Origin of the sequence: Paractinoplanes deccanensis, from assembly GCF_016862115.1 — a bacterium.
GTDB classification, from domain to species: Bacteria; Actinomycetota; Actinomycetes; order Mycobacteriales; family Micromonosporaceae; genus Actinoplanes; species Actinoplanes deccanensis.
This window is the reverse complement of record NZ_BOMI01000115.1, coordinates 51,555-71,728: the sequence shown is the minus strand read 5'-3', so window position 1 is coordinate 71,728 and position 20,174 is coordinate 51,555. Positions and strand designations below refer to the sequence as shown.

At 73.2% G+C, this 20,174-nt stretch carries 14 protein-coding genes; 7 read left to right on the top strand and 7 right to left on the bottom strand.

The window, feature by feature from the left end; genetic code table 11:
• The first annotated feature begins 30 nt into the window (after positions 1-30).
• Positions 31-1,443, top strand: a complete 1,413-nt coding sequence (uxaC, locus tag Ade02nite_RS29225) for a glucuronate isomerase (protein ID WP_239169151.1) — start codon at positions 31-33, stop codon at positions 1,441-1,443.
• Complete coding sequence (locus Ade02nite_RS29220) at positions 1,440-2,594, top strand: mannitol dehydrogenase family protein (protein ID WP_239169150.1); 1,155 nt, start codon at positions 1,440-1,442, stop codon at positions 2,592-2,594. The genes uxaC and Ade02nite_RS29220 overlap by 4 nt, the downstream gene beginning before the upstream one ends.
• 23 nt (positions 2,595-2,617) lie before the next feature.
• On the opposite strand, the gene Ade02nite_RS29215 is transcribed toward Ade02nite_RS29220, so the two are convergent.
• Both Ade02nite_RS29215 and Ade02nite_RS29210 read right to left on the bottom strand, forming a co-directional pair.
• Positions 2,618-3,853, bottom strand: coding sequence for an SGNH/GDSL hydrolase family protein (locus tag Ade02nite_RS29215; protein ID WP_203770899.1), 1,236 nt, complete (start codon positions 3,851-3,853; stop codon positions 2,618-2,620).
• A gap of 43 nt (positions 3,854-3,896) precedes the next feature.
• Positions 3,897-4,496, bottom strand: a complete 600-nt coding sequence (locus Ade02nite_RS29210) for a hypothetical protein (RefSeq protein WP_203770896.1) — start codon at positions 4,494-4,496, stop codon at positions 3,897-3,899.
• 133 nt (positions 4,497-4,629) lie between these two features.
• Here Ade02nite_RS29210 and Ade02nite_RS29205 point away from each other — a divergent pair, with 133 nt between their 5' ends.
• Positions 4,630-8,607: a tetratricopeptide repeat protein gene (locus Ade02nite_RS29205; protein ID WP_203770894.1), complete on the top strand. Its 3,978-nt coding sequence runs from the start codon at positions 4,630-4,632 to the stop codon at positions 8,605-8,607.
• Here the strand turns inward: Ade02nite_RS29205 and Ade02nite_RS29200 are convergent.
• Positions 8,573-10,000: a Dyp-type peroxidase gene (locus Ade02nite_RS29200; RefSeq protein WP_203770892.1), complete on the bottom strand. Its 1,428-nt coding sequence runs from the start codon at positions 9,998-10,000 to the stop codon at positions 8,573-8,575. The two genes, Ade02nite_RS29205 and Ade02nite_RS29200, sit on opposite strands and share 35 nt — an antisense overlap.
• A 187-nt stretch (positions 10,001-10,187) precedes the next feature.
• Between Ade02nite_RS29200 and Ade02nite_RS29195 the strand changes: the two genes are divergently transcribed.
• The 3 genes from Ade02nite_RS29195 to Ade02nite_RS29185 all read left to right on the top strand — a co-directional run bounded on the left by Ade02nite_RS29195 (position 10,188) and on the right by Ade02nite_RS29185 (position 17,013).
• A complete protein-coding gene (locus Ade02nite_RS29195) occupies positions 10,188-12,965 on the top strand; it encodes a S8 family serine peptidase (RefSeq protein WP_203770890.1) in 2,778 nt (925 codons plus the stop codon).
• 155 nt (positions 12,966-13,120) lie between these two features.
• On the top strand, positions 13,121-15,919 hold the full coding sequence (locus tag Ade02nite_RS29190; protein WP_203770888.1) for a S8 family serine peptidase: 2,799 nt from the start codon (positions 13,121-13,123) through the stop codon (positions 15,917-15,919).
• Positions 15,920-16,026: 107 nt separating this feature from the next.
• Positions 16,027-17,013 carry a glycoside hydrolase family 18 protein gene (locus tag Ade02nite_RS29185; RefSeq protein ID WP_203770886.1) on the top strand — a complete coding sequence of 329 codons (987 nt, stop codon included), beginning with the start codon at positions 16,027-16,029 and terminating at the stop codon, positions 17,011-17,013.
• Here Ade02nite_RS29185 and Ade02nite_RS29180 read toward each other — a convergent pair.
• Positions 17,010-17,591: a cadmium resistance transporter gene (locus tag Ade02nite_RS29180; protein WP_203770884.1), complete on the bottom strand. Its 582-nt coding sequence runs from the start codon at positions 17,589-17,591 to the stop codon at positions 17,010-17,012. The genes Ade02nite_RS29185 and Ade02nite_RS29180 overlap by 4 nt on opposite strands.
• On the bottom strand, positions 17,591-18,481 hold the full coding sequence (locus tag Ade02nite_RS29175) for a serine hydrolase (protein ID WP_239169149.1): 891 nt from the start codon (positions 18,479-18,481) through the stop codon (positions 17,591-17,593). The genes Ade02nite_RS29180 and Ade02nite_RS29175 overlap by 1 nt, the downstream gene beginning before the upstream one ends.
• A gap of 222 nt (positions 18,482-18,703) precedes the next feature.
• Here Ade02nite_RS29175 and Ade02nite_RS29170 point away from each other — a divergent pair, with 222 nt between their 5' ends.
• Positions 18,704-19,183 carry a pyridoxamine 5'-phosphate oxidase family protein gene (locus Ade02nite_RS29170; RefSeq protein ID WP_203770882.1) on the top strand — a complete coding sequence of 160 codons (480 nt, stop codon included), beginning with the start codon at positions 18,704-18,706 and terminating at the stop codon, positions 19,181-19,183.
• 1 nt (position 19,184) lies between these two features.
• Here Ade02nite_RS29170 and Ade02nite_RS29165 read toward each other — a convergent pair whose 3' ends face one another.
• Complete coding sequence (locus Ade02nite_RS29165; protein ID WP_203770880.1) at positions 19,185-19,679, bottom strand: flavin reductase family protein; 495 nt, start codon at positions 19,677-19,679, stop codon at positions 19,185-19,187.
• Positions 19,672-20,169, bottom strand: a complete 498-nt coding sequence (locus Ade02nite_RS29160; protein WP_203770878.1) for an NADPH-dependent FMN reductase — start codon at positions 20,167-20,169, stop codon at positions 19,672-19,674. Before Ade02nite_RS29160 ends, Ade02nite_RS29165 begins: the two co-directional genes overlap by 8 nt.
• Positions 20,170-20,174: the final 5 nt, after the last annotated feature.

Below are 20,174 nucleotides of genomic sequence, written 5' to 3'. Positions count from 1 at the left end.
CCGCGCGCCCGCACCGGAAGCCTCGACACCATGGCGACGCGAGAGCACGGGGCGGCCGGCGGGGGCCGGGGAATGCGGGAGGACCGGCTGCTGCCGGCGGATCCGGGGACGCGGGCCGTGGCTCGGCGGCTCTACGAGGCGGTGCGCGACCTGCCGATCATCTCGCCGCACGGGCACGTCGATCCCGGCATGCTGCTGGAGGACGCGCCCTTCACCGATCCGACGGCGCTGTTCATCACGCCGGACCACTACGTCACCCGGCTGCTGCACGCCGGCGGGATCGGCCTCGACCGGCTCGGCGTGGGCGAAGGACCCCTGACCGAACGAGCGTCCCGTGACGCGTGGCGCCTGCTCTGCGAGAACTGGAGACTGCTGCGTGGCACGCCCGTGCGCTACTGGCTGGAGACCGAGTTCGAGGACATCTTCGGCATCACCGAGCGCCCCTCCGCCGCGAACGCCGACGTACTTTACGACCTGATCGCGGACCGCCGGGCACGCCCGCGGGAGCTCCTCGCCCGGTTCGGCATCGACTTCCTCGCCACCACCGACGATCCCGCGGACGACCTCGCCCCGCACGCCGCCCTCGCCGGGGCCGTGCGGACCCGCATCGCCCCCACCTTCCGGCCCGACGCCTATCTGGAACCCGCACGGCCCGGCTGGGCGGGGAGGATCGAACGGCTGGCCGCGGCCGCCGGCACCGACATCGCCGACTACAAGGGCTACCTCGCGGCGCTCGAGAACCGGCGCCGGCACTTCATAGCGCACGGCGCGGTCTCGGCCGACCACAGCCACGCCGATGCCCGGGCCGAGCCCGTGGACAACCCCGACCGCCTCTTCCAGAGGGCGCTGACCGGCGACATCACCGAGGCCGAGGGCACGGCGTTCCGCCGGCACATGATGCTGGAGATGGCGCGGATGTCGTCCGAGGACGGGCTCGTCATGACCCTGCACCCGGGCATCCACCGCAACCACCACCCGGCCACCTTCGAGCGCTACGGCGCGGACACCGGCCACGACATCCCCACCACCGTCGAGTTCACCCGCGCGCTGGCGCCGCTGCTCGCCCGGCACGGCACCGATCCCGGCTTCCACCTGGTGCTCTTCACCGTCGACGCCACCGTCTACAGCCGCGAGATCGCGCCGCTCGCCGGCTTCTACCCCTCGGTCTACGCGGGCGTGCCGTGGTGGTTCCTCGACAACCCGGCGGCGATCCGGCACTTCCAGGAGTCCGTCACCGAGATCGCCGGGTTCAGCCGCCTCTCCGGGTTCATCGACGACACCCGCGCCCTGTGCTCGATCCCCGCGCGGCACGACATGTCCCGCCGCCTCGACGCCGGCTACCTCGCCGGCCTGGTCCGCACGCACCGCCTGGACGAGGACGAGGCCCTGGACACGCTCACCGCCCTCGTCACCGACCAGCCCCGAAAGGTCTTCAAGCTGTGACCGGCATCGTGCACCTCGGCCTCGGCAACTTCTTCCGCGCCCACCAGGCCTGGTACACGGCCGAGGCGAACGACGGGTGGGGCATCGCCGCGTTCACCGGCCGTTCCCCGCACGCGCCCGGCCCTCGCTACAAGCTGATCACCCGGGGCCCGGAGACGGACGAGATCTCCTGGCCGGGCGCCATCACGTCGACGCATTCCGGGCTCGACCGCGCGGCATGGACGACGGCCGTCGCGAGCCCGGAGACCGCGATCGTCACGCTGACCGTGACCGAGGCGGCGTACGCCGGCGACGACGTCCCGGGCCGCCTGGTGGCGGGCCTCGCCGCGCGCAAAGCAGCGAACACCGGTTCACTTGCGATCGTGCCGTGCGACAACCTGCCCGGCAACGGCGAGGTCGCCCGGCGCGTGGTCACCGAGGCGGCCCGCCGCACCGATCCCGCGCTCGCCGGCTGGATCGCCGAGAACGTCTCCTTCGTCTCCACGATGGTGGACCGCATCACCCCGGCGTCGGCGCCGCCCGAGGTCGTCACCGAGCCCTTCCACGAGTGGGTGCTCCAGGGCGCCTTCCCCGCGGGCCGCCCGGCCTGGGACGTCGCCGGCGCCCGCTTCGTCGAGGATGTGCTCCCCCACGAGCAGCGCAAGCTCTGGCTGCTCAACGGCGGGCATTCCCTGCTGGCGTACGTGGGAAGCGCCCGCAACCTCACCACCGTGGCCGAGGCGGTCGACGACCCGGAGTGCCGCACCCTGCTGGAGACCTGGTGGGACGAGGCGGCCGCCTGCCTGCCGCTGCCCGCCGAGGAGATCCGCGACTACCGGGCGGCGCTGGTCGAGCGCTGGGAGAACGCCCGCATCCGGCACCTGCTGGCGCAGATCGCGATGGACGGCTCCCAGAAGATCCCGATCCGGGTGCTGCCGGTGCTGCGCCGCACCCGCGAGCGCGGCGGCATGCCGGTCGGCGCCGTCCGGGTGCTGGCCGCCTGGCACCGGCACCTGCACGGCGCCGGCGCGCCGGTCAACGACGCGGGCGCGGCCCGCTTCGCGTCCGCCGCCACCGCCCGCGACCTGCTCGGCGAGCTCGACCCGGCCCTCGCCGCCGACGACGACCTGGTGACCGCCCTCGACGACGAGCTCCGCGTCGCCGCCCGCTGAGCCCCCGCCCGGCACAGGTGCCGTCAGGTCACACTGACGGTGCCGTCCGCGGAGCGGGTGCAGCGCACCGACCGGGCGGCCGTGACCGCCGCCCCCGACAGGCACTGCCCGAGCACCGCGTGCCCGGCAGCGTTCGGGTGCCAGGACTCCTGGCAGGTCTGGAAGGAGGTCACGCAGGCGTTCGCGACCCGCTGGACGTCGAGCTTGTCGAAGCCGGCCAGGTCGGTCAGGAACACCCCCGTCGGCCCGTCCTGCAGCCGGATCGGCGTCGCCAGCGCGTTGCCCGGGCTGCCCGCCCGCTCGCACAGCCGCGCCCCGTCGAAGGCCGACTGCACGTTGAGCAGGACCAGGTCCTCGCCCGGGAACTCCGCGCTCATCGTGCCGTGCACGCCCGCCACCAGCGCGCCCAGACCGGCCGAGAAGGTGTGCCCCGGCCCGAGGCTGGCCCGGTGGATCGGGCAGCCCGCCCGGTAGCGCTCCGCCCCGAGCGCACGGAACTTGTCCCGGTCGTCCGCCCGGCCGTCCTCCTCGTGCAGGCTGCTCTCGAGCTCGGTGGGCAGCGGGTTGGTGTAGTCCTGGAAGACCACGCGATGCACGCCGTCCGCGTCGACCTCGTCCAGGGTCCGCAGAACGGCCCGGACCGCCGTGGCCGTCTCGGCCTGCGCGGCCGCGAGCTGGGCCGGTGTCGCCAGGTCCTCGGCCGTGCAGGGCTCCTGCGGCACCGGGCCGCCGAGGTAGGCCCAGAACTCCCACCAGCCGGTCCACGCATCCGCCACGAACCGGTTCGCGCACTTGACCGCGACGTCGCCGAAGGTGAACGACGCGTTGTTCGATCCGAGGCCGATCACCACAAGATCGATGTCATGGGTACGGGCGACAGCGCGCACCTGATCGAGCTGCGCGGCCACCGTCCGGCCCTTCTCGCGCGCGCTCGACGCGTGCGTGATGTCAGCGGGCTGCCCGCCCGAGCAGGCGAGGTTGAACCGGTCCTGGATGCCCGGCAGGCTCGCCTTCAGCAGCGAGGCGTTGGCCGAGCGGTGGCAGAAGTACGCGTTGCTGTTCGGCGCCGACCACCCCGGGAAGGACTGCGCCTGTCCCGAGGCGTCGACGACGGGCTGGTAGGCACCGGCGCCCTCACCGCTGATGAAGCTGTCGCCCAGCGCGACGGCGGCGGTCGGCAGGGCGGCCCGGGCCGGGGTGGCGTGAGCGGCGGGCACGAGGAGCGACAGGACGGCGAGGACAGCGAGGCGGCGCCACATGCACCGATCGGACCACGTCGATGTGACGCTCGTCAATGAAGCGTCAGGACCGCGGGCAGGAGTCGTCGCAGTCGCCGATCGGGATGATGAGGTCGGCGCTGTCGCGCTCCGGCGGATAGAAGGCGTCGAAGCTCACCGCGACCCACTGCCCCTCGGGCCGCCGGCTCCAGTTCATCCGGTATTCGTCGTAGTAGGCGACCTCGCGCTCGGTCTCGGTGGCGCCCGGCGGGATGGGGCTCCAATAGCCGATGGAGAGCAGGTATCTGCCGCGGTCGGGCCCCGGGAAGAACATCTTCTTCGCCCGGCGGGGCACGCGGAACCAGCTGTCGAGCACCACCTTGTCGGGGTCGGCGCCGTCGAGCGACGGGATGCCCTCCTCGTGGCGGACCTCGTCGAGGCGCACGGGCATGCCGTTGGGCCGGAACGGCTTGTCGTCGAGGGTCATGCCCTCGTACCATTCGCCCCCGCCCCGGCCGGGCGGCGGCGACACCGCCTGCAGGCGGCGGAAGATGGCCGGCGGCGGATGCTCCTCCGAGATCGTCGGAGCATACGGATAGCGCAGCGGCGCACCGAAGGCGAATCGAAGGGAATGGACGCACGCGCCGACGAGTTCGAAGGCCGCGTCGCTGGTCGGCTGACCCATGTCTATATCCTCATTGGGCGACTGGAGAGCCTGGGGCGATGATGTGAGCCCGACAGTAGGCTGGCGAAGGGTGGCGGCACAAGGCGTGGCCAAGGACCTCCCGGTGACCCCATCGTCACGGACCGTGAGCGCGATGTCCGCGACCTGGCGCTCCTACCTGCCCGAACACATCCTCCGCATGCTGCTCGGCACGCCGAGTGTCAGCAATCCGCCAATCACCGAGCGTTCCGGCGCCGTCGTGCTCTACGCCGACGTCGTCGGCTTCACCGCCATGACCGAGAGCTTCGCGGGCTCCGGCAGCTACGGCACCGAGCAATTGACGCGCATCATCAACCGCTGGTTCGGGGTGACCGCGAAGGCCATCGCCGAGTCGGGCGGCAGCGTGGTCGACTTCGCCGGCGACGCGCTCGTCGGCATGTTCCTGCACGCCCCGGACTCGGCGCCCGCGGCGGCTCGCCGGGCGATCCGTTGCGCCGAGCTCATCCGCGAGGCCACCGCCTCGGTTCCCCCGGTGTCCACTCCGGACGGCGGGCGCCGCTCGCTGACCATCCGGGTGGGCCTGGGTCTCGGCCCGCTGCAGGTGATGCTCGTCGGCGACCCGGCCATCCGGTTGCAGCACCTGATCGCCGGGCCCGCCCTCGACTTCGCCATCGACGCGCTGCACCGGGCGGAGCAGGGCGAGATCGTGGTGGACGAGGCGCTGCGGGACATCGCCGCCGAGCAGGGACCCGAGCACCCGGCGCCGGAGTCGCCGCAGCCGCCGCCCGAGCAGCTCGAACGGCTGCTGACGCCCTTCCTGCACCCGGCGATCCGGCAGCGGCTGCGCTCCGGCCGCCACGAGCTGGTCAACGAGCACCGCAAGGTCTCCACGGCCTTCGTACGCCTGCCGGACCTGTCCGCCGACGACCCCTCCACCGTGCGGGCGCTGCAGCGCTTCCTCGCCGCCGGGGTGGCCATCATCGACCGGTACGGCGGCCACCTGCGCCACCTGATGGCCGACGACAAGGGCACCGTGCTGGTCGCCGTCTTCGGCACCCCGGTGAGCCACGAGAACGACGAGGAACGGGCGCTGCGCTGCTGCCTGGAGCTGCTGGCGCTGCCCGGCGGGCCCTACCGGGGCGGCGTGACGACCGGGCCGGTCTACTGCGGCGAGGTCGGCTCCGACGTCCGCCGCGAGTACGCGGTCGTGGGCGACGCCGTCAACCTCGCCGCCCGCCTCATGCAGGCCGCGCCGGCCGGTCATCTGCTCATCGACCAGGCGACCTACGAGCGCACCCACGGCTTCGTGGCGGCCGAGGGGCCCGGCGTCATCACCGCCAAGGGCAAGACCGGCCCGATTCCGGTGTGGACCGTCCGGGAGGCGTGGGAGCTGCCCGCGCCCGCCCCGCTGCCGGCGCCCGGGCCGGGCCGGCTGGTCGACCGCACCCGCGAGCTCGCCGAGCTGCACACCCTCGTGCACGAGGCGCGCGAGGGCCGCGGCCGGCTGGTCTGGCTGCACGGCGAGCCCGGCGTCGGCAAGTCCCGGCTCGCCGCGGAGACGTGCCGCCTGGCCGCCAAGCTCGGCTTCACCGGCTACCGGGACAGCTGCCGGTCGCACGGCGGTAGCGCCGGATATCTGGTCTGGCGCTCGATCCTGCGCGAGATCCTCGAGATCGACCCCACGTTGCCGATCGCCGAGCAGCAGGCGGCGCTCACCGAGCGCACCGCCCGGTACGACGGCACGGGCCAGCGCGCCCCGCTGCTGGCCGGCCTCATCAACCTGCCGATGCCCGAGTCGGCGCTCACCGCCCAGCTCGACCCGGCGGGCCGCGACCACCTGCTCCGCTCCACCCTGCTGGCCTGCCTGTTCGACCGGGCCTCCGCCGGCCCGCTGGTCCTGCTGCTGGAGGACTGCCACTGGATCGACCCGGCCTCGCTGACCTTGCTCGACCTCGTCGGCCGGCACATCGCCGACCTGCCCGTGCTGGTGCTGGCGACCTCGCGCGAGCCGCTACCGGGCCGGCTCGCCGCGCGCGACCACGCGGTGGAGATGCCGCTGATCCAGATGGCCATGACGGACGCGGAGCAGCTGACCGTGGTGCGGCTCCGCGAGCGGTTCGGCGGCGACGCGGACATCGCGGCCGGCCTGGTCGGGCGGATCGGCGAGGAGGCCGGCGGCAACGCGTTCTACATCGAGGAGCTGGTCACCTATCTGCACGGCCGCGGCGTCGACCCGGGCGACCCGCGCGCGCTGGCCGAGATGCGCCTGCCGGACAGCCTCCAGCGGCTGGTGATGGCGCGCATCGACGAGCTCACCGACGGCGAGAAGACGGCCATCAAGGTCGCCAGCGTGATCGGGCGCCGCTTCCAGCCGCCCTGGATCGCCTCGGTCTACCCGCCGGCCGGCACCGCCGAGCAGATCACCAACAACCTGCGCCGGCTGCACGCGCTCGACCTCACCCCGCAGGTGGAGACCGAGCCCGCGCCGGAGTACGAGTTCAAGCACCCGATCACGCAGGAGGCCGCGTACCAGAGCATCACGTACGACACGCGGGCCTCCCTGCACGAGCGCGTCGGCCTGCTCGTCGAGGAGCTGTACGCCGACCGGCTCCCGCAGTACGTCGACATGCTCGCCCACCACTACACGCGGAGCGCGCGAGTGGACAAACAACGGATCTGGCTACGGGCCGCCGGCGACCGCGCGAAGGCGACGTTCGCGAACGACGCGGCCCTGCACTACTACGGGCGGCTGCTGCCGCTGCTGCCGGAGCCCGACCAGGCGGCGCTGCACATCGAGCTCGGCGACGTGCACCACCACACCGGGCAGTGGGCCGACGCCGAGGCGCACTACCGGCGCGCGATGCTGCTCGCCGAGCGCACCGGCCAGCCCGAGGTGCTCGCCGCCGGGCAGCGCCAGCTCGGCGACCTGCTGATGTACACGCACTCGTACGCGGAGTCGGTGAGCTGGCTGCAGCGGGCGCTGGACGGGTTCAACCGGCTGGGCGACCCCGCCGGCGTCTCGCGCACGATGGAGCGCATGACGTTCGCGCTGTTCCGCCAGGGCGCGTACGCCGACACGCTGGCGATGGCCCGGCAGCACCTGTCGATGGCCGCCGACGCGCACGACCTGTCCGCGATGAGCGCCGCCCTCAACCACATCGGCCTGGTGCACCTCAACACCGGCGGGCTCGCCGAGGCGCTCGACCACCTGCGCCGCGCGCTCACCACCGCCGAGCGCGCCGACGACCGGCACTGGATCCTGCACGCGGCCAACAACCTCGGCTGGGCCTCGCTGCGCGGCGCCGACCACGTGCAGGCGATCGCGTCGTACCGGCAGGCCCTGGCGGTGGCCCGCGACATCGGCGCCCGGCACACCGGCGCGGTCATCGTCGGCAACATGAGCGAGATCTACCGCGATCAGGGCGACTATCGGCGGGCGCGCGTCTGCGTGATGCACTCGCTGCGGGTGGCCGTCGAGCTGGGTGACGCCTCCAGCGTCGCCGACCTGGTGGCCGGGCTCGGCCTGATCACCGCGGCCGAGGGGCGCCCGGGCGAGGCGCAGCGCCTGCTGGAGCGCGCGATCGAGCTGGCCCGCGACCTCGACGCCCCGTACTACCTCTGCGCGGGGCTCCACCGGCTCGCGAGCCTGCACCTGGCCGCGGACCGCCCCGCGGCGGCCCGGCGGCTCAACGAGGAGGCGCTCGCCGTGGCCCAGGAGCACAGCGAGCGCGACACCCTGGTGCACGCCTTCGTGCTGTCGGTGCGCCTGCGCGCGGCCGCCGGCGAGATCGACTCCGCGCGGGCGGCCGCGATGCTGCGCGAGGCGGTCAAGCAGTGGAGCGAGCCGCACGAGGCGGCCATCCTGCTGGACGCGGTGTGGCAGGCCGACCCCGACGACACGGGCGCGCGCGACACCGCCGCCGGTATCTACCGCGAGCTGTACGAGCGGGCGCCCAGCGTCGAGTACCGCGAGGCGTACCGCCGGCTCACGGGCGTGCTCCTGCCGCCCGGGCCGCCGCTGCCCGAGCTGCCGGAGTGGATCGCCGCGGAGAGCGGCCCGGACCTGGTGACGCTGCTGCGGCGCATCGACGGGCCGGTCAGCCCAGCGGGTCCTCGCCCGCCAGCAGGCTGAGCGCGGGCAGCGAGGGCGCGAAGGCGTACACCGCGCCGGTGGTCGTCACGAACCCGCCGAAGGCCTGCCGCGGGATGCGGTCGACGACCTCCTTCGGCAGGCGCTCGCGTGCCTGCCGCTCGCTCAGGCCGACGACGGGGTCGAGGCCGTCGACCCGGTCGCGGTCGGCGAGGCTGCGGCCGTACGCGTTGAGCGTGCTGGTCGGGAACTTCGGATCGTTCGCCCAGTGGCGCAGCAGGAACTCGAACTGGTCCTCGATGCTCGCCATGTACGCGTTGAAGAGGATGCCCCGCTCGCGGTCGTCGGGATTCTCCCGGTCGAACGCGGGGCCGAAGGTGATGCCGCGGCGCAGCATCTTGTGGCCGCGGTCGCGGAAGACGTCGTCGGCGCGCGGGTTCATCTTGCGGATGTGCGCGTAGAGCGGCGTGTGCCGGCCGGACTCGTCGCTGCCGTACGAGAAGTCGTTCTGGTCCTGGGGTGTGGCGCCGGGCTCGAGGGGCGTGCCGTCGAGGGAGCGGCCGAGCGCCTTGGCCGCCGCGGACTCGGCGTCGTCGCCGTTGCCGCCCATGTGCCGCCACCAGCCCGCCGCGTCCTGGTTCATCCGGCGGAACACCTGGAACGAGCCGCCGCGCATCCACGGGGCGGGGGTGGGCCGCGGCGCCCAGTTGGCCGGGCGGCGCTCGCCGGGGTAACCGAGGACGAACTCGCCGGCCGCGATCAGCTTGTTGACCTGGTCGGGGTCGCTGAAGCCGCGGATGCCCGGCTGGGAGATGCCGTCGGTGAAGCCGAAGTGCTCGACCCGGCGGTGGGCGGCGTTGCGCCGCACCTCACCCCGCTCGGACCAGAGGACCTCGAGGCCGGCATCGGTCGCGGCCCGGCTCTCGGCGCGCAGCGCGGCGGTCAGCGTCTCGTCGTCGTCGGCGGCGAGGGTGAGCAGCGCGTCGACGGGCGCGCCCGCGGGCTTGCCGACGACCCAGTTGCCGGGGTCGCTGTCGCCGATGTCGCCCAGCAGGGCGGGCGCGGTCGTGAGCTGCCCGGCCTCGTCGAGCCGCGCGCCGAGCGGGCCGCGCCAGAACGCCTCGTAGGGCACGAGGTCGCCGGCCACCTCGGCGCGCAGCAGCACCAGGCCGGTGGCGGTGAGGCCGATGTTGAGCAGCGAGGCCGAGCTCTGGATGCGCCGGCCCCGGCGCGCGCGGCCCTGGCCGTCGTCGTCGCCGTCGAGGGCGCGCTCGACATCGTCGGTGCCGGAGGCCCGGCCGGCCGCCTCGCGCAGCCACCTCCGGGCGCCGTCCCGGTCGCTGCGGAACGACAGGGTCAGGAAGGCCTGGTAGCGGCCGCCGAAGGGCAGCAGGATGTTGCCCTGGATCGTGGGTGCGTCGGCAAGGATCGGCACGATGGTCCCCTCCGGGTCGGGTTCTGCACACCGGAGGATGCCGCAGATGATCGCCGTTTCGGCCCGGCTGTCCTAAATCTGCCAGCGGCGGCGGCGCACCCATCGGCCGTTCGGACGAGGGCGGTTCCGCCTTTCTCCGGTCCAGTCCGGCACGCGCCGACCGATCGACATGCCCGTGGCCTACCGAATGAAGACTGTTGCCGCCGCGGCCCTCGCGACGGCCTCACTGACCGCCGTGACCGCCGCGCCGGCTCTCGCCGCGCCCTCGACCAGTCAAACCCCGTCCTCGCTCGTGGTAGGCCTGCGGACCGACAGTGCCGTGGCCGCCACCGTCAGCGCCCTGGACGCCGACCCCGACGTCAGCGTCCTGGCCAGCACCGCGCGGCCGGCGCTCGACGCCGTCACCGTCACGGTCCCGGCCGCCGACAGCGCGGACGCGATCGCGGCGCTGCGGGCCAACCCCGACGTCACGTACGTCGAGCCGAAGGTCGAGGCGTCCGTCGTCAGCACAGCGGCACCGACCGACCCCTACTACGCCCAGCAGTGGGGCCTCTCCAAGATCAAGGCACCCGCCGCCTGGCCCTCGTCGTCCGGCGACGGCGTCGTGGTGGCGGTCGTCGACACCGGCGTCACCGCCACCAACGAGCTCGCCGGGCGCGTCCTGCCCGGATACGACTTCGTCAACGGCGACGCCGACCCCTCCGACGACAACGGCCACGGCACCCGGGCCGCGACCGTCGTCGCCGCCAAGGGCGACAACGCGACCGGCATCGCCGGTGTCTGCTGGGACTGCGAGATCCTGCCGGTGAAGGTGATGGGCTCCGACGGCGTCGGCTACTCCGACGTCATCGCCCAGGGCATCGTCTACGCCGTCGACCACGGCGCCGACGTCGTCAACCTCTCGCTCGGCTCGGACACCGCGACCCAGGTCCTCCAGGACGCGGTGCGCTACGCCGCCGACCACGACGTCGTCGTGGTCGCCTCCGCCGGCAACGACGGGGTGACCACCCGCTTCTACCCCGCCGCCTACACCGAGGCGGTCGCCGTGGCCGGCTCCGACCCGAGCGACCTGCGCTACAACTGGTCCAACTACAACAGCGCGCAGGACGCGTGGGTCGACCTCGCCGCGCCGGGCAGCAACTACGCCCAGGGCCCGACCTTCGCCTACGGGTGGTACGTCGGCACCAGCTCCGCCGGCCCGGTCGTCGCCGGTGTCGCCGCGCTGGCCCGCGCCGCCAAGCCCACCGCCACCGCCGCGCAGATCCGCGCCGCGATGGAGGGCCAGGCCGACCCGGTCGGCTCCTGGGTCGCCAAGGGCCGCGTGGACGCCGAGGGCACCCTCCAGAAGCTGATCACCGGCGGCTCCACGCCGCCGTCGGCCGCGTTCGGCGTCACCTCGCCCGCCTCCGGCACCGTGCCGGTGACCCTGACCGCCCCGGCGGACGACACCGTCCTGATGGAGCTGCTGGTCGCCGACCGGGTCGCCGCGACGGCCACCGAGGCGCCGTGGACGATCGACTGGGACACCACCGGCCTCAACGGCAACAAGTCCATCAAGGTACGCGTCACCGACAGCGCCGGGAACGTGACCACCTCGGCCGCCCGCACCGTCGCGCTCGACAACACCGGGCCGGTGCTGCGGTGGACCGCCCCGGGCGCCACCGCGGCCCTGCGCGGCACCGTGAGCGTCACCGCGACGGCCACCGACCTGAACGGCGTGGCCACGGTCGAGCTGCTCGCCGACGACGAGCTCATCGCCGAGGACCTCACGTCGCCGTACGCGATGACCGTCGACACCACCGCGCTCGACGACAGCCAGGCCCTGACCCTGCGCGCCGTCGACAACCTCGGCAACGTCACGTCGATCGCCCGCACCGTCACCGTCGACAACGAGGCCCCGGCCGTGGCCGTGACCCTGCCGGACACGCTGCGCGGCACCGTCCGGATCACCCCGGCGGTCACCGACAACGTCGCGGTCAAGCAGGTGAAGGCCGTCGTCACCGACGCCACCGGCCGGGTCGTCACCACGCTGAGCGCCACCAAGGCCCCGTGGGTGCTCACGTGGAACACCGGCAAGCTCACCGGCACCTACGACGTCGCCCTGACGGCGACCGACACGACCGGCAACACCACCACGGAGAACCTCACCGCCGAGGTCGACAACACCGCCCCGTCCGCGGCCGCCACCGTGCCGGCCATGACCGCGGGTGCGCTCACCGTCGAGCTCGACGCGCCGTCCGCCGACACCGCGACCATGGTGCTGCTCGTCAACAACCAGGTCGTCGACACCGTCTCGGCGGGGCCGTGGGCGATCGAGTGGACGCCGTCGGCCGCCGGGGCGTACACCCTCGTGGTGCGCACCACCGACACCGCCGGCAACGTCGCCGGCTCGACGCGGCGGGTCATGGTCGACACGACCGGCCCGCGGCTGACCTGGTCGGCGCCGGCCGCCACGACGCTGCTGCGCGGCACGGTCACCGTCGCCGCGAGCGCGACGGACCCGGCCGGGGTGGCGAAGGTCGAGCTGCTCGCCGACGGCCAGGTCGTCGGCGAGGACCTGACCTCCCCGTACGCGATCCCGCTCGACACCGCCGACCTGGCGCAGAGCCAGGAGCTCGAGCTGCGTGCCACCGACCGGCTGGGCAACGTGACGACCCTGGCGCGCACCTACACGGTCGACAACGAGGCCCCGACGGCCGACCTGACCCTGCCGGGCACCCTGTCCGGCACCGTGACGCTCGCGCCGGACGTGGCCGACAACGTCGGGGTCAAGCAGGTCCGGGTGGTCGTCACGGACGCCACCGGCCGGGCCGTCGCCACGCTGGGCTCGACCCGCAGCCCGTGGACCGTGCCGTGGAGCACGGGCCGGCTGACCGGCGAGTACACGATCACGGTGACCGTCACCGACCGGGCCGGCAACACCGGCACCTGGACGGGGCCGGCCGAGGTGGACAACACGCCCTGACAGCGGCATCGCCGCGGAACGCCGCCCGGGAGGCTCTCCCGGGCGGCGTTCCCCCTTTCGGTCGATGCCAGATGGTCCTTTCGGCGGCACGGTCCGGACGAATAGTTCACGCGTTCGGCGGCGGCCGACCGAACAACAAGCTCGTGGCCCACCGAATGAAGACAGCAGCCGCCGCGGTCCTCGCGACCGCCTCGCTGACCGCCGTCACCGCCGCGCCGGCTCTCGCGGCGGAGACCGGCCCTGCCCCGTCCTCGCTGGTGGTGGGCCTGCGCTCGGACAGTGCCGCGGCCGCCACCGTCAGCGCCCTGAACGCCGACCCGGACGTCAGCGTGCTCGCCAGCGACACGACGCCCGCCCTCGACAGCCTCACCGTCACCGTGCCCGCCGCGGACCGGGCCGACGCCGTCGCGGCGCTGCGGGCCAACCCGGACGTCACCTACGTCGAGGCCGGCGCCGTCGCCACGGTGACCTCCACCGCGAGCCCGAGCGACCCGCTCTACGGCCAGCAGTGGGGCCTCGACAAGATCAAGGCTTCCGGCGCCTGGGCCTACACCACCGGCAACAGCGTCGTGGTCGCGGTCGTCGACACCGGCGTCAGCGCGATCAGCGAGCTCGCCGGCCGGCTGCTGCCCGGCTACGACTTCGTCAACGACGACTCCAGCCCGGCCGACGACAACGGCCACGGCACGAAGGCCGCCTCGGTCATCGCCGCCGCCGGCGACAACGCCACGGGCATCGCCGGCGTCTGCTGGACCTGCAAGATCCTGCCGGTGAAGGCGATGGGCGCCGACGGCAAGGGCACCACCGACGTGATCGCCAAGGGCATCGTCTACGCCGTCGACCACGACGCCGACGTCATCAACCTGTCGCTCGGCACGCCCACCGACACGCAGGTCGTGCGCGACGCGCTCGCCTACGCGGCCGACCACGACGTCGTCGTGGTCGCCTCGGCCGGCAACGACGGCCAGACGAGCGAGCGCTTCCCCGCGGCCGTCGCCGGCGCCGTGGCCGTCGCCGGGTCGGACAGCAAGGACGCCCGCTTCACCTGGTCCAACTACAACGGCGCCGGCAACCCATGGGTCGACGTGACCGCCCCGGGCCAGAACTACTCGCAGAACACCGACAACAAGTTCTTCTGGTACGCGGGCACGAGCTCCGCGGCCCCGATCGTGGCCGGGGTGGCCGCGCTGGCCCGCGCCGCGCAGCCGTCCGCCACCGCCGACGAGGTGCGCGCCGCGATCGAGAGCACCGCCGAGCCGGTCGGCGCGTGGGTGGCCAAAGGCCGCGTCGACGCGCAGGCGGCCCTCGAGGCGATCACCGGTGGCGTCGTTCCCGCCCCGGACGTCCGGGACTCCACTCCCCCGTCGACAGCGTTCAGCGTCGCCGCGGCGGTCGCCGGCACCACCCCGGTCAGCCTCACCGACCCGTCGGACGACACCGCCCGCCTGGAGCTCCTCGTCGCCGACAAGCTCGTGGCCGCCACGACGTCGGCGCCCTGGACGATCGACTGGGACACCACCGGCCTCAGCGGCACGCGGGCCGTCAAGGTGCGCGTCACCGACACGTCCGGCAACGCCATCACGGCCTCCAGCGTCACGGTCACCGTCGACAACAACGGGCCGTCGCTCAAGTGGGTCAGCCCGTCCGCCAAGGGCGGCCTGCGCGGCACCGTCACCGTCGCCGCCACGGCCTCCGACCTCAGCGGTGTCACCTCGGTCGACGTGCTGGCCGGCGGCGACGTGATCGGCGCCGACGACGCGGCGCCGTACCAGATCGCGGTCGACACCACCGCACTGAGCAGCGGCGACACCCTCACGCTGCGCGCCACCGACACGCTCGGCAACGAGACCACGATCGCCCGCGGCGTCACCGTGGACAACGGCGCGCCGACCGTCGAGGTCTCGGTGCCGGACGTGCTTCGCGGCACCGTGAAGATCAATCCGACCGCCGAGGACGACGTCGCGGTGAAGCAGGTCCGCGCGGTCGCCACGGACGGCGACGGCAAGACGGTCATGACCACGGTCGCCACGCGGGCCCCGTGGACGCTCACCTGGAACACCGGCAAGCTCGCCGGCACGTACACCCTCGATCTGATCGCGACCGACACCACTGGCAACACGGCGACCGTCTCGACGCCCGTCGAGGTGGACAACGCCGCGCCGTCGGCCGCCGCCCAGGTGCCGGCCGTCATCGGCGGCCCGGTGACGGTCGAGCTGAGCGACCCGTCCGGCGACACCGCCCGGATGGAGCTGCTCGTCAACGGCAGGACCGCCGGGAGCACCGAGTCGGCACCCTGGGCGGTCGAGTGGACGCCGGCGAGCTCCGCCTCGTACACCCTGACGGTCCGCACCACCGACCAGGTGGGCAACACCGCGAGCACCACGCGCAAGGTCGCCGTCGACGTGACCGGGCCGAAGGTGGCGTGGCCCAACCCGATCGTGTCGGTCCCGCTGCGCGGCACGGTCCTCGCGACCATGTCCGCCGTCGACAGCGCCGGGATCGCGTCGGTCGAGGTGCTCGCCGACGGGCAGGTGCTCGGCGAGGACACCGCCGCCCCGTACCAGATCGAGATCGACACGACCTCGCTCGCGCCGACGCAGGTGCTGACCCTGCGCGCGACCGACCGGCTCGGCAACGTCACCACCCTGGACCGCACGTTCGCCGTCGACAACGAGGCGCCGGCGATCGACGTCACCCTGCCGGCGGCGTACCCGTCCCTCGCCAAGATCACCACCGCGGTGAGCGACAACCTCGCGGTCACGAAGGTCACCATCGCGGTGACCGACGAGAGCGGCGCGCACGTCACGACGCTCTCCACGACCAGGGCGCCCTGGAGCATGCAGTGGATCACCAGCAAGCTCCGCGGCACCTACACGCTGACGGCGACCGCCACCGACAAGGCCGGCAACACGGCCACGTGGGTGGGCACGGCGACCATCGGCGCCACGCGCTGACCATTCCTCGGTAACGCGGCCCGGGAGGTTCTCCCGGGCCGCTGCGCGTCCGCCCGGCTCCGCCGATTCGCCGGGTTCCGGGGACGGGCGGATGGGACGATGGGGACATGCGGGTCCTGTCCTGTCTGGCGGCCGGCGTGCTGCTGCTCGCCGCGGGATGCGCGGGCGCCGGCGACGACGCGGCCGCACCGGCGCCGAGCGTGTCGGTGACCGGCAACCACCGCGTCTCGCCCTACCTCGACCTCGAGAGCGGCACGGCGGACGTCACGGCCATCGCCGAGGCGACCGGGCAGGCGGACTACACGGTCGCGTTCGTGGTGGCGAACGGCGCGGGCGACTGCACGGCGACGTGGGGCGGCTCGGCGGCGCTCGACGACAGCGACGTGCAGGCCGGCCTGGACGCGATCGCGGACCTGGGCGGGCAGATCACGGTGGCGACCGGCGGGGCCGACGGGACGTACCTCGAGGCGGTCTGCACCGCCGCGGAGCTCGCCACCGCGTACGAGAAAGCCCTGGACGCCGCCGGCAGCAACCGCCTGGACGTGGACATCCTCATCGGCGACGGCCAGCAGGTCACGGCGGCGACGGTGGCCACCGCGCTGCAGGCCGTGCAGGACGCGCGGGACACCGTCGTGTCGATCACCGTGCCGGTCGCGGAGGACGGCGACGGCCTGACCGGCGACGCCGTCGCGCTACTGAAGAGCATGAAGAGCGCCGGCGTCGACGTCACCGTGAACGTCATGACCATGAACTTCGAGGGCTCCGGCGACTGGGGCACCGCCATGACCGGCGCCGCCGAGTCGGTGCGCGACGACGTGGCGGCCGTCTGGACCGGCCTGAGCGACGCCGACGTGTACGCGATGCTCGGCGTCACTCCGATGATCGGCGTGAACGACAGCGGCGCCACCACCACGGTCGCGAACGCACAGACGCTGCTCGGCTACGCCGAGGAGAAGGAGCTGGGCTACGTCCGCTTCTGGTCGGTCAACCGCGACAACGACGGCTGCGCCGACGGCACGGTCAGCAGCTCGTGCAGCGGCATCGCGCAGACGGACTACGCGTTCACGTCGCTCTTCGCGGCCTTCGGGACCTAGGCTTCCAGGAGGATCAGCAGCCCGACCCCGATCAGGACCACGGGCAGCACGATGTGGCCCCAGCGGCTGAGCGCCCTGGCGATGACCGGGCGGGTGGCGAGGAAGCGGCCCGCCGCCACCCAGACCCCGACCAGCACGAGGAAGACCGTCGCGTAGACGGCCGTGCCGCTGGCACCCGCGGTGGCGAAGACCGGCACGTACACGCCGATGTTGTCGCCGCCGTTGGCGAAGGTCACCGCGGCCACCTCGAGCGCCCGCGGGCCGTTCTGACGCCGCTCCGACTCGCCCTCGTCGTCGTGGCGGTGCCGCCATGACTGGACGGCGGCCTTGACGCCGAGGGCCAACGGCAGCAGGCCCAGCCACGGGAGGACGGCGTCGGGCAGGAGGCCGGCGCCGAACCCGGCCGCCACCGCGACGGCCAGGATGCCGGCGAAGCCCAGGTATTGCCCGAGCGCGATGGCGTGGGCCGTATGCGGCCGGCCGGAGCCCTGCGCGAAGTACAGCGCGAGGAGCAGGAGGTCGTCGACGTTGGTGACCGCGAACAGGCCGATCGCCTGCCCGATGACGGCGGCGCTCATCAGTACTTCAGGTACTGCCTCGTCAGCGTGGCGACCTTTTCGACGAGGGCGATGCCGTCCTCGTACGTCTGGTTGTTGTGGGAGAGCACCGCGATCGAGACGTCGGTCTTCTTGTCGGCGGAGGTGACGCGGCCGATCGTGTTGACGGCCCACAGGCCGCCGTCGGCCTGGCGGGTGTCCCAGCCGTTCTTGACGGTGGCGGTCTCACCGGCCTTGGCGACGACCGGCACGCCCCAGTCCTGGTCCTCCGCGACGGTGGTCATCAGCTGGAACGCGTACTGCCGGGAGTTGACCGACAGCGGGCTCTTGGGGTCGACGAACTCGCTGAGCAGGCGCACCTGGTCGTCGGCGGTGGTGCGGGTCAGGCCCCACGCGCTGTTCACGACGGTCTGGGTCAGGCCGAGGCGCTTGTTGCAGGCGGTCAGGCCGGAGACCTTGCCCAGGGCGGTGAAGAGCGCGGTGGTGGCGTCGTTGTCGCTGTTCTGGATCGACTTGGCGGTCAGCTGGCGCTGGGACGCCGTGAGCTTGCGGTCGTCGTCCTGAGCCTGGAGCAGCGTGCAGGCGAGGATCGACGCCTTGACGACGCTGGCGGTGTCGAACTTCTCGGTGCCCTTGAACTCGAACCGCTCACCGGTCTTGCGGTCGAGCACCGCGACGGAGAACTCGGGCACCGTCGGGGCCAGCTTCGTGAGCGCCGCGGTGAGCTGCTTGCGGCGCTGAGCGCGCAGGGCGACCGCCGGATCGACGGTGCTGCGCGTCGGTGACGGGCCGCGCGAGGCCGGTGACCCCGCGGAGTCTTCGCTGCCCGACAGCCCCTGATAGATCAGGGTGCCACCGCCGGCGGCCACCACCACTGCAATGATCAACGAGACGAGTTGGGTTCGTTGCACCCGAGCATGGTGCCGTACAAGGGCAAAAATGGCGAGACCGTGAGGGATTGTTCAAAATATTGCTGTCCGTTCAACCGTTGCGGGCCGCACCGATGCTTTGCAACACGACCCCGCCGACCGCAGGCGCGCCGTCATCCGCGCCGCGACGGCGTCCCACCCGGAGCCGGCCGACGCGTTCGCCGGGCTCGGGCGGGCCGCGGACTGACGGGGCACAATCGAACGATGTCGCTCGCCTCGCACGCACGGGACATCATCGAGTCCAACCTGTACCTGGTGCTGAGCACCGTCGACGCGGACGGGCGGCCGTGGACCTCGCCCGTCTACTTCGCGCCGGCGGGCGAGCGCGACTTCCTCTGGGCCTCCGAGACGACCGCGCGGCACTCGGTCAACCTGGCCGAGCGGCCCCGGGTCAGCTTCGCCGTCTTCGACTCCGCGGTGGAGCCCTATCACGGGCGCGCCGTCTATGCGGACGCGGAAGCCGTCGAGGTGCCCGCCGGCGACGTCGAGCGGGCGCTGGCGCTCTATCCCCGGCGGGACGGCCGCGACGTCACGCTGCTGACCCGCGACGACGTGACCGCCCCGTCCGGGTACCGGCTCTATCGCGCCTCGGTGAGCGACCTGTGGGTCCTCTGCCCCCGCGCGCCCCGCGAGCCGTGCGAGCTGCACGGCCTCGCGAAGGACCACCGGGCCCGCGTGCGCTGACTCAGGCCGCCGGGCGGTGCAGGCGTTCGTAGCCGCCGTTGAAGTAGAGCAGCGGGTGCCGGTCCGGGTGGCTCTCCAGCGCCACCACCCGCCCGATCGTCAGGTAGTGGTCGCCGGTCTCGTGCTCCTGCTCCAGCGTGCAGTCGATCGAGGCGAGAACCCCGTCCAGGACCGGGCTTCCGGTGCTGCCGGGCCGCCAGCTCACGCCACGCCATTTGTCCGTGCCGGTACGCGCGAACTGGTCGCACAACTGCTCCTGGCCCGCCTCCAGGATGTTCACGCAGAACGCGCCGGCGCTGCGGATCCGCGGATAGGACACCGACGCCCGCGACGGCGAGAAGGCGATCAGCGGCGGATCGAGCGACAGGCTGAAGAACGACTGGCAGGTCATGCCGACCGGCGCGCCGTCGACGACGGCGGTCACCACGGTGATGCCCGAGGCGAAGCCGCCCAGGACGCGGCGGAACTCGCGGCTCGCGATGGCGGTGTCAGGCACGGCGTGCCCCCAGCTCGCTCAGGACGCCGGCGTGCGCCTTGGCCCACTCCTCGGTGATCTCGGCGAGCGACTCCATGCGGGACATCACCATGTAGAGGCCGCGGGTCGGCACGGTCGCGCCCAGCTCCACGAGCAGGGGGCGCAGATAGGTTTCCACCGCGAGGGCGTGGTCGGGGGCGGCGCCGGTCATCACCGGGACGGCGACGACACCGGCGAGGCCGTTGGACCCGTACCGGTCCAGGAAGGCCTTGAGAAGCCCGGTGTAGGTGGCCTTGTAGGTCGGCGAGGCCACGATCAGCACGTCGGAGGCGGCGACGCGGGCGGTGAGCTCGTCGAGCTCGGGATCGGGCCAGGTGAACAGGCGGCTCGCGTGGTCGGCGAGGTCGACGACGAGGCGGTCCTCGCCCGGGAAGTGGTCCGCGACGGACTCGGCGGTCAGGCGCGTACGGGACAGGGGCTTGGGATTGCCCACGAGAACAGTGATTCGCATGGCTG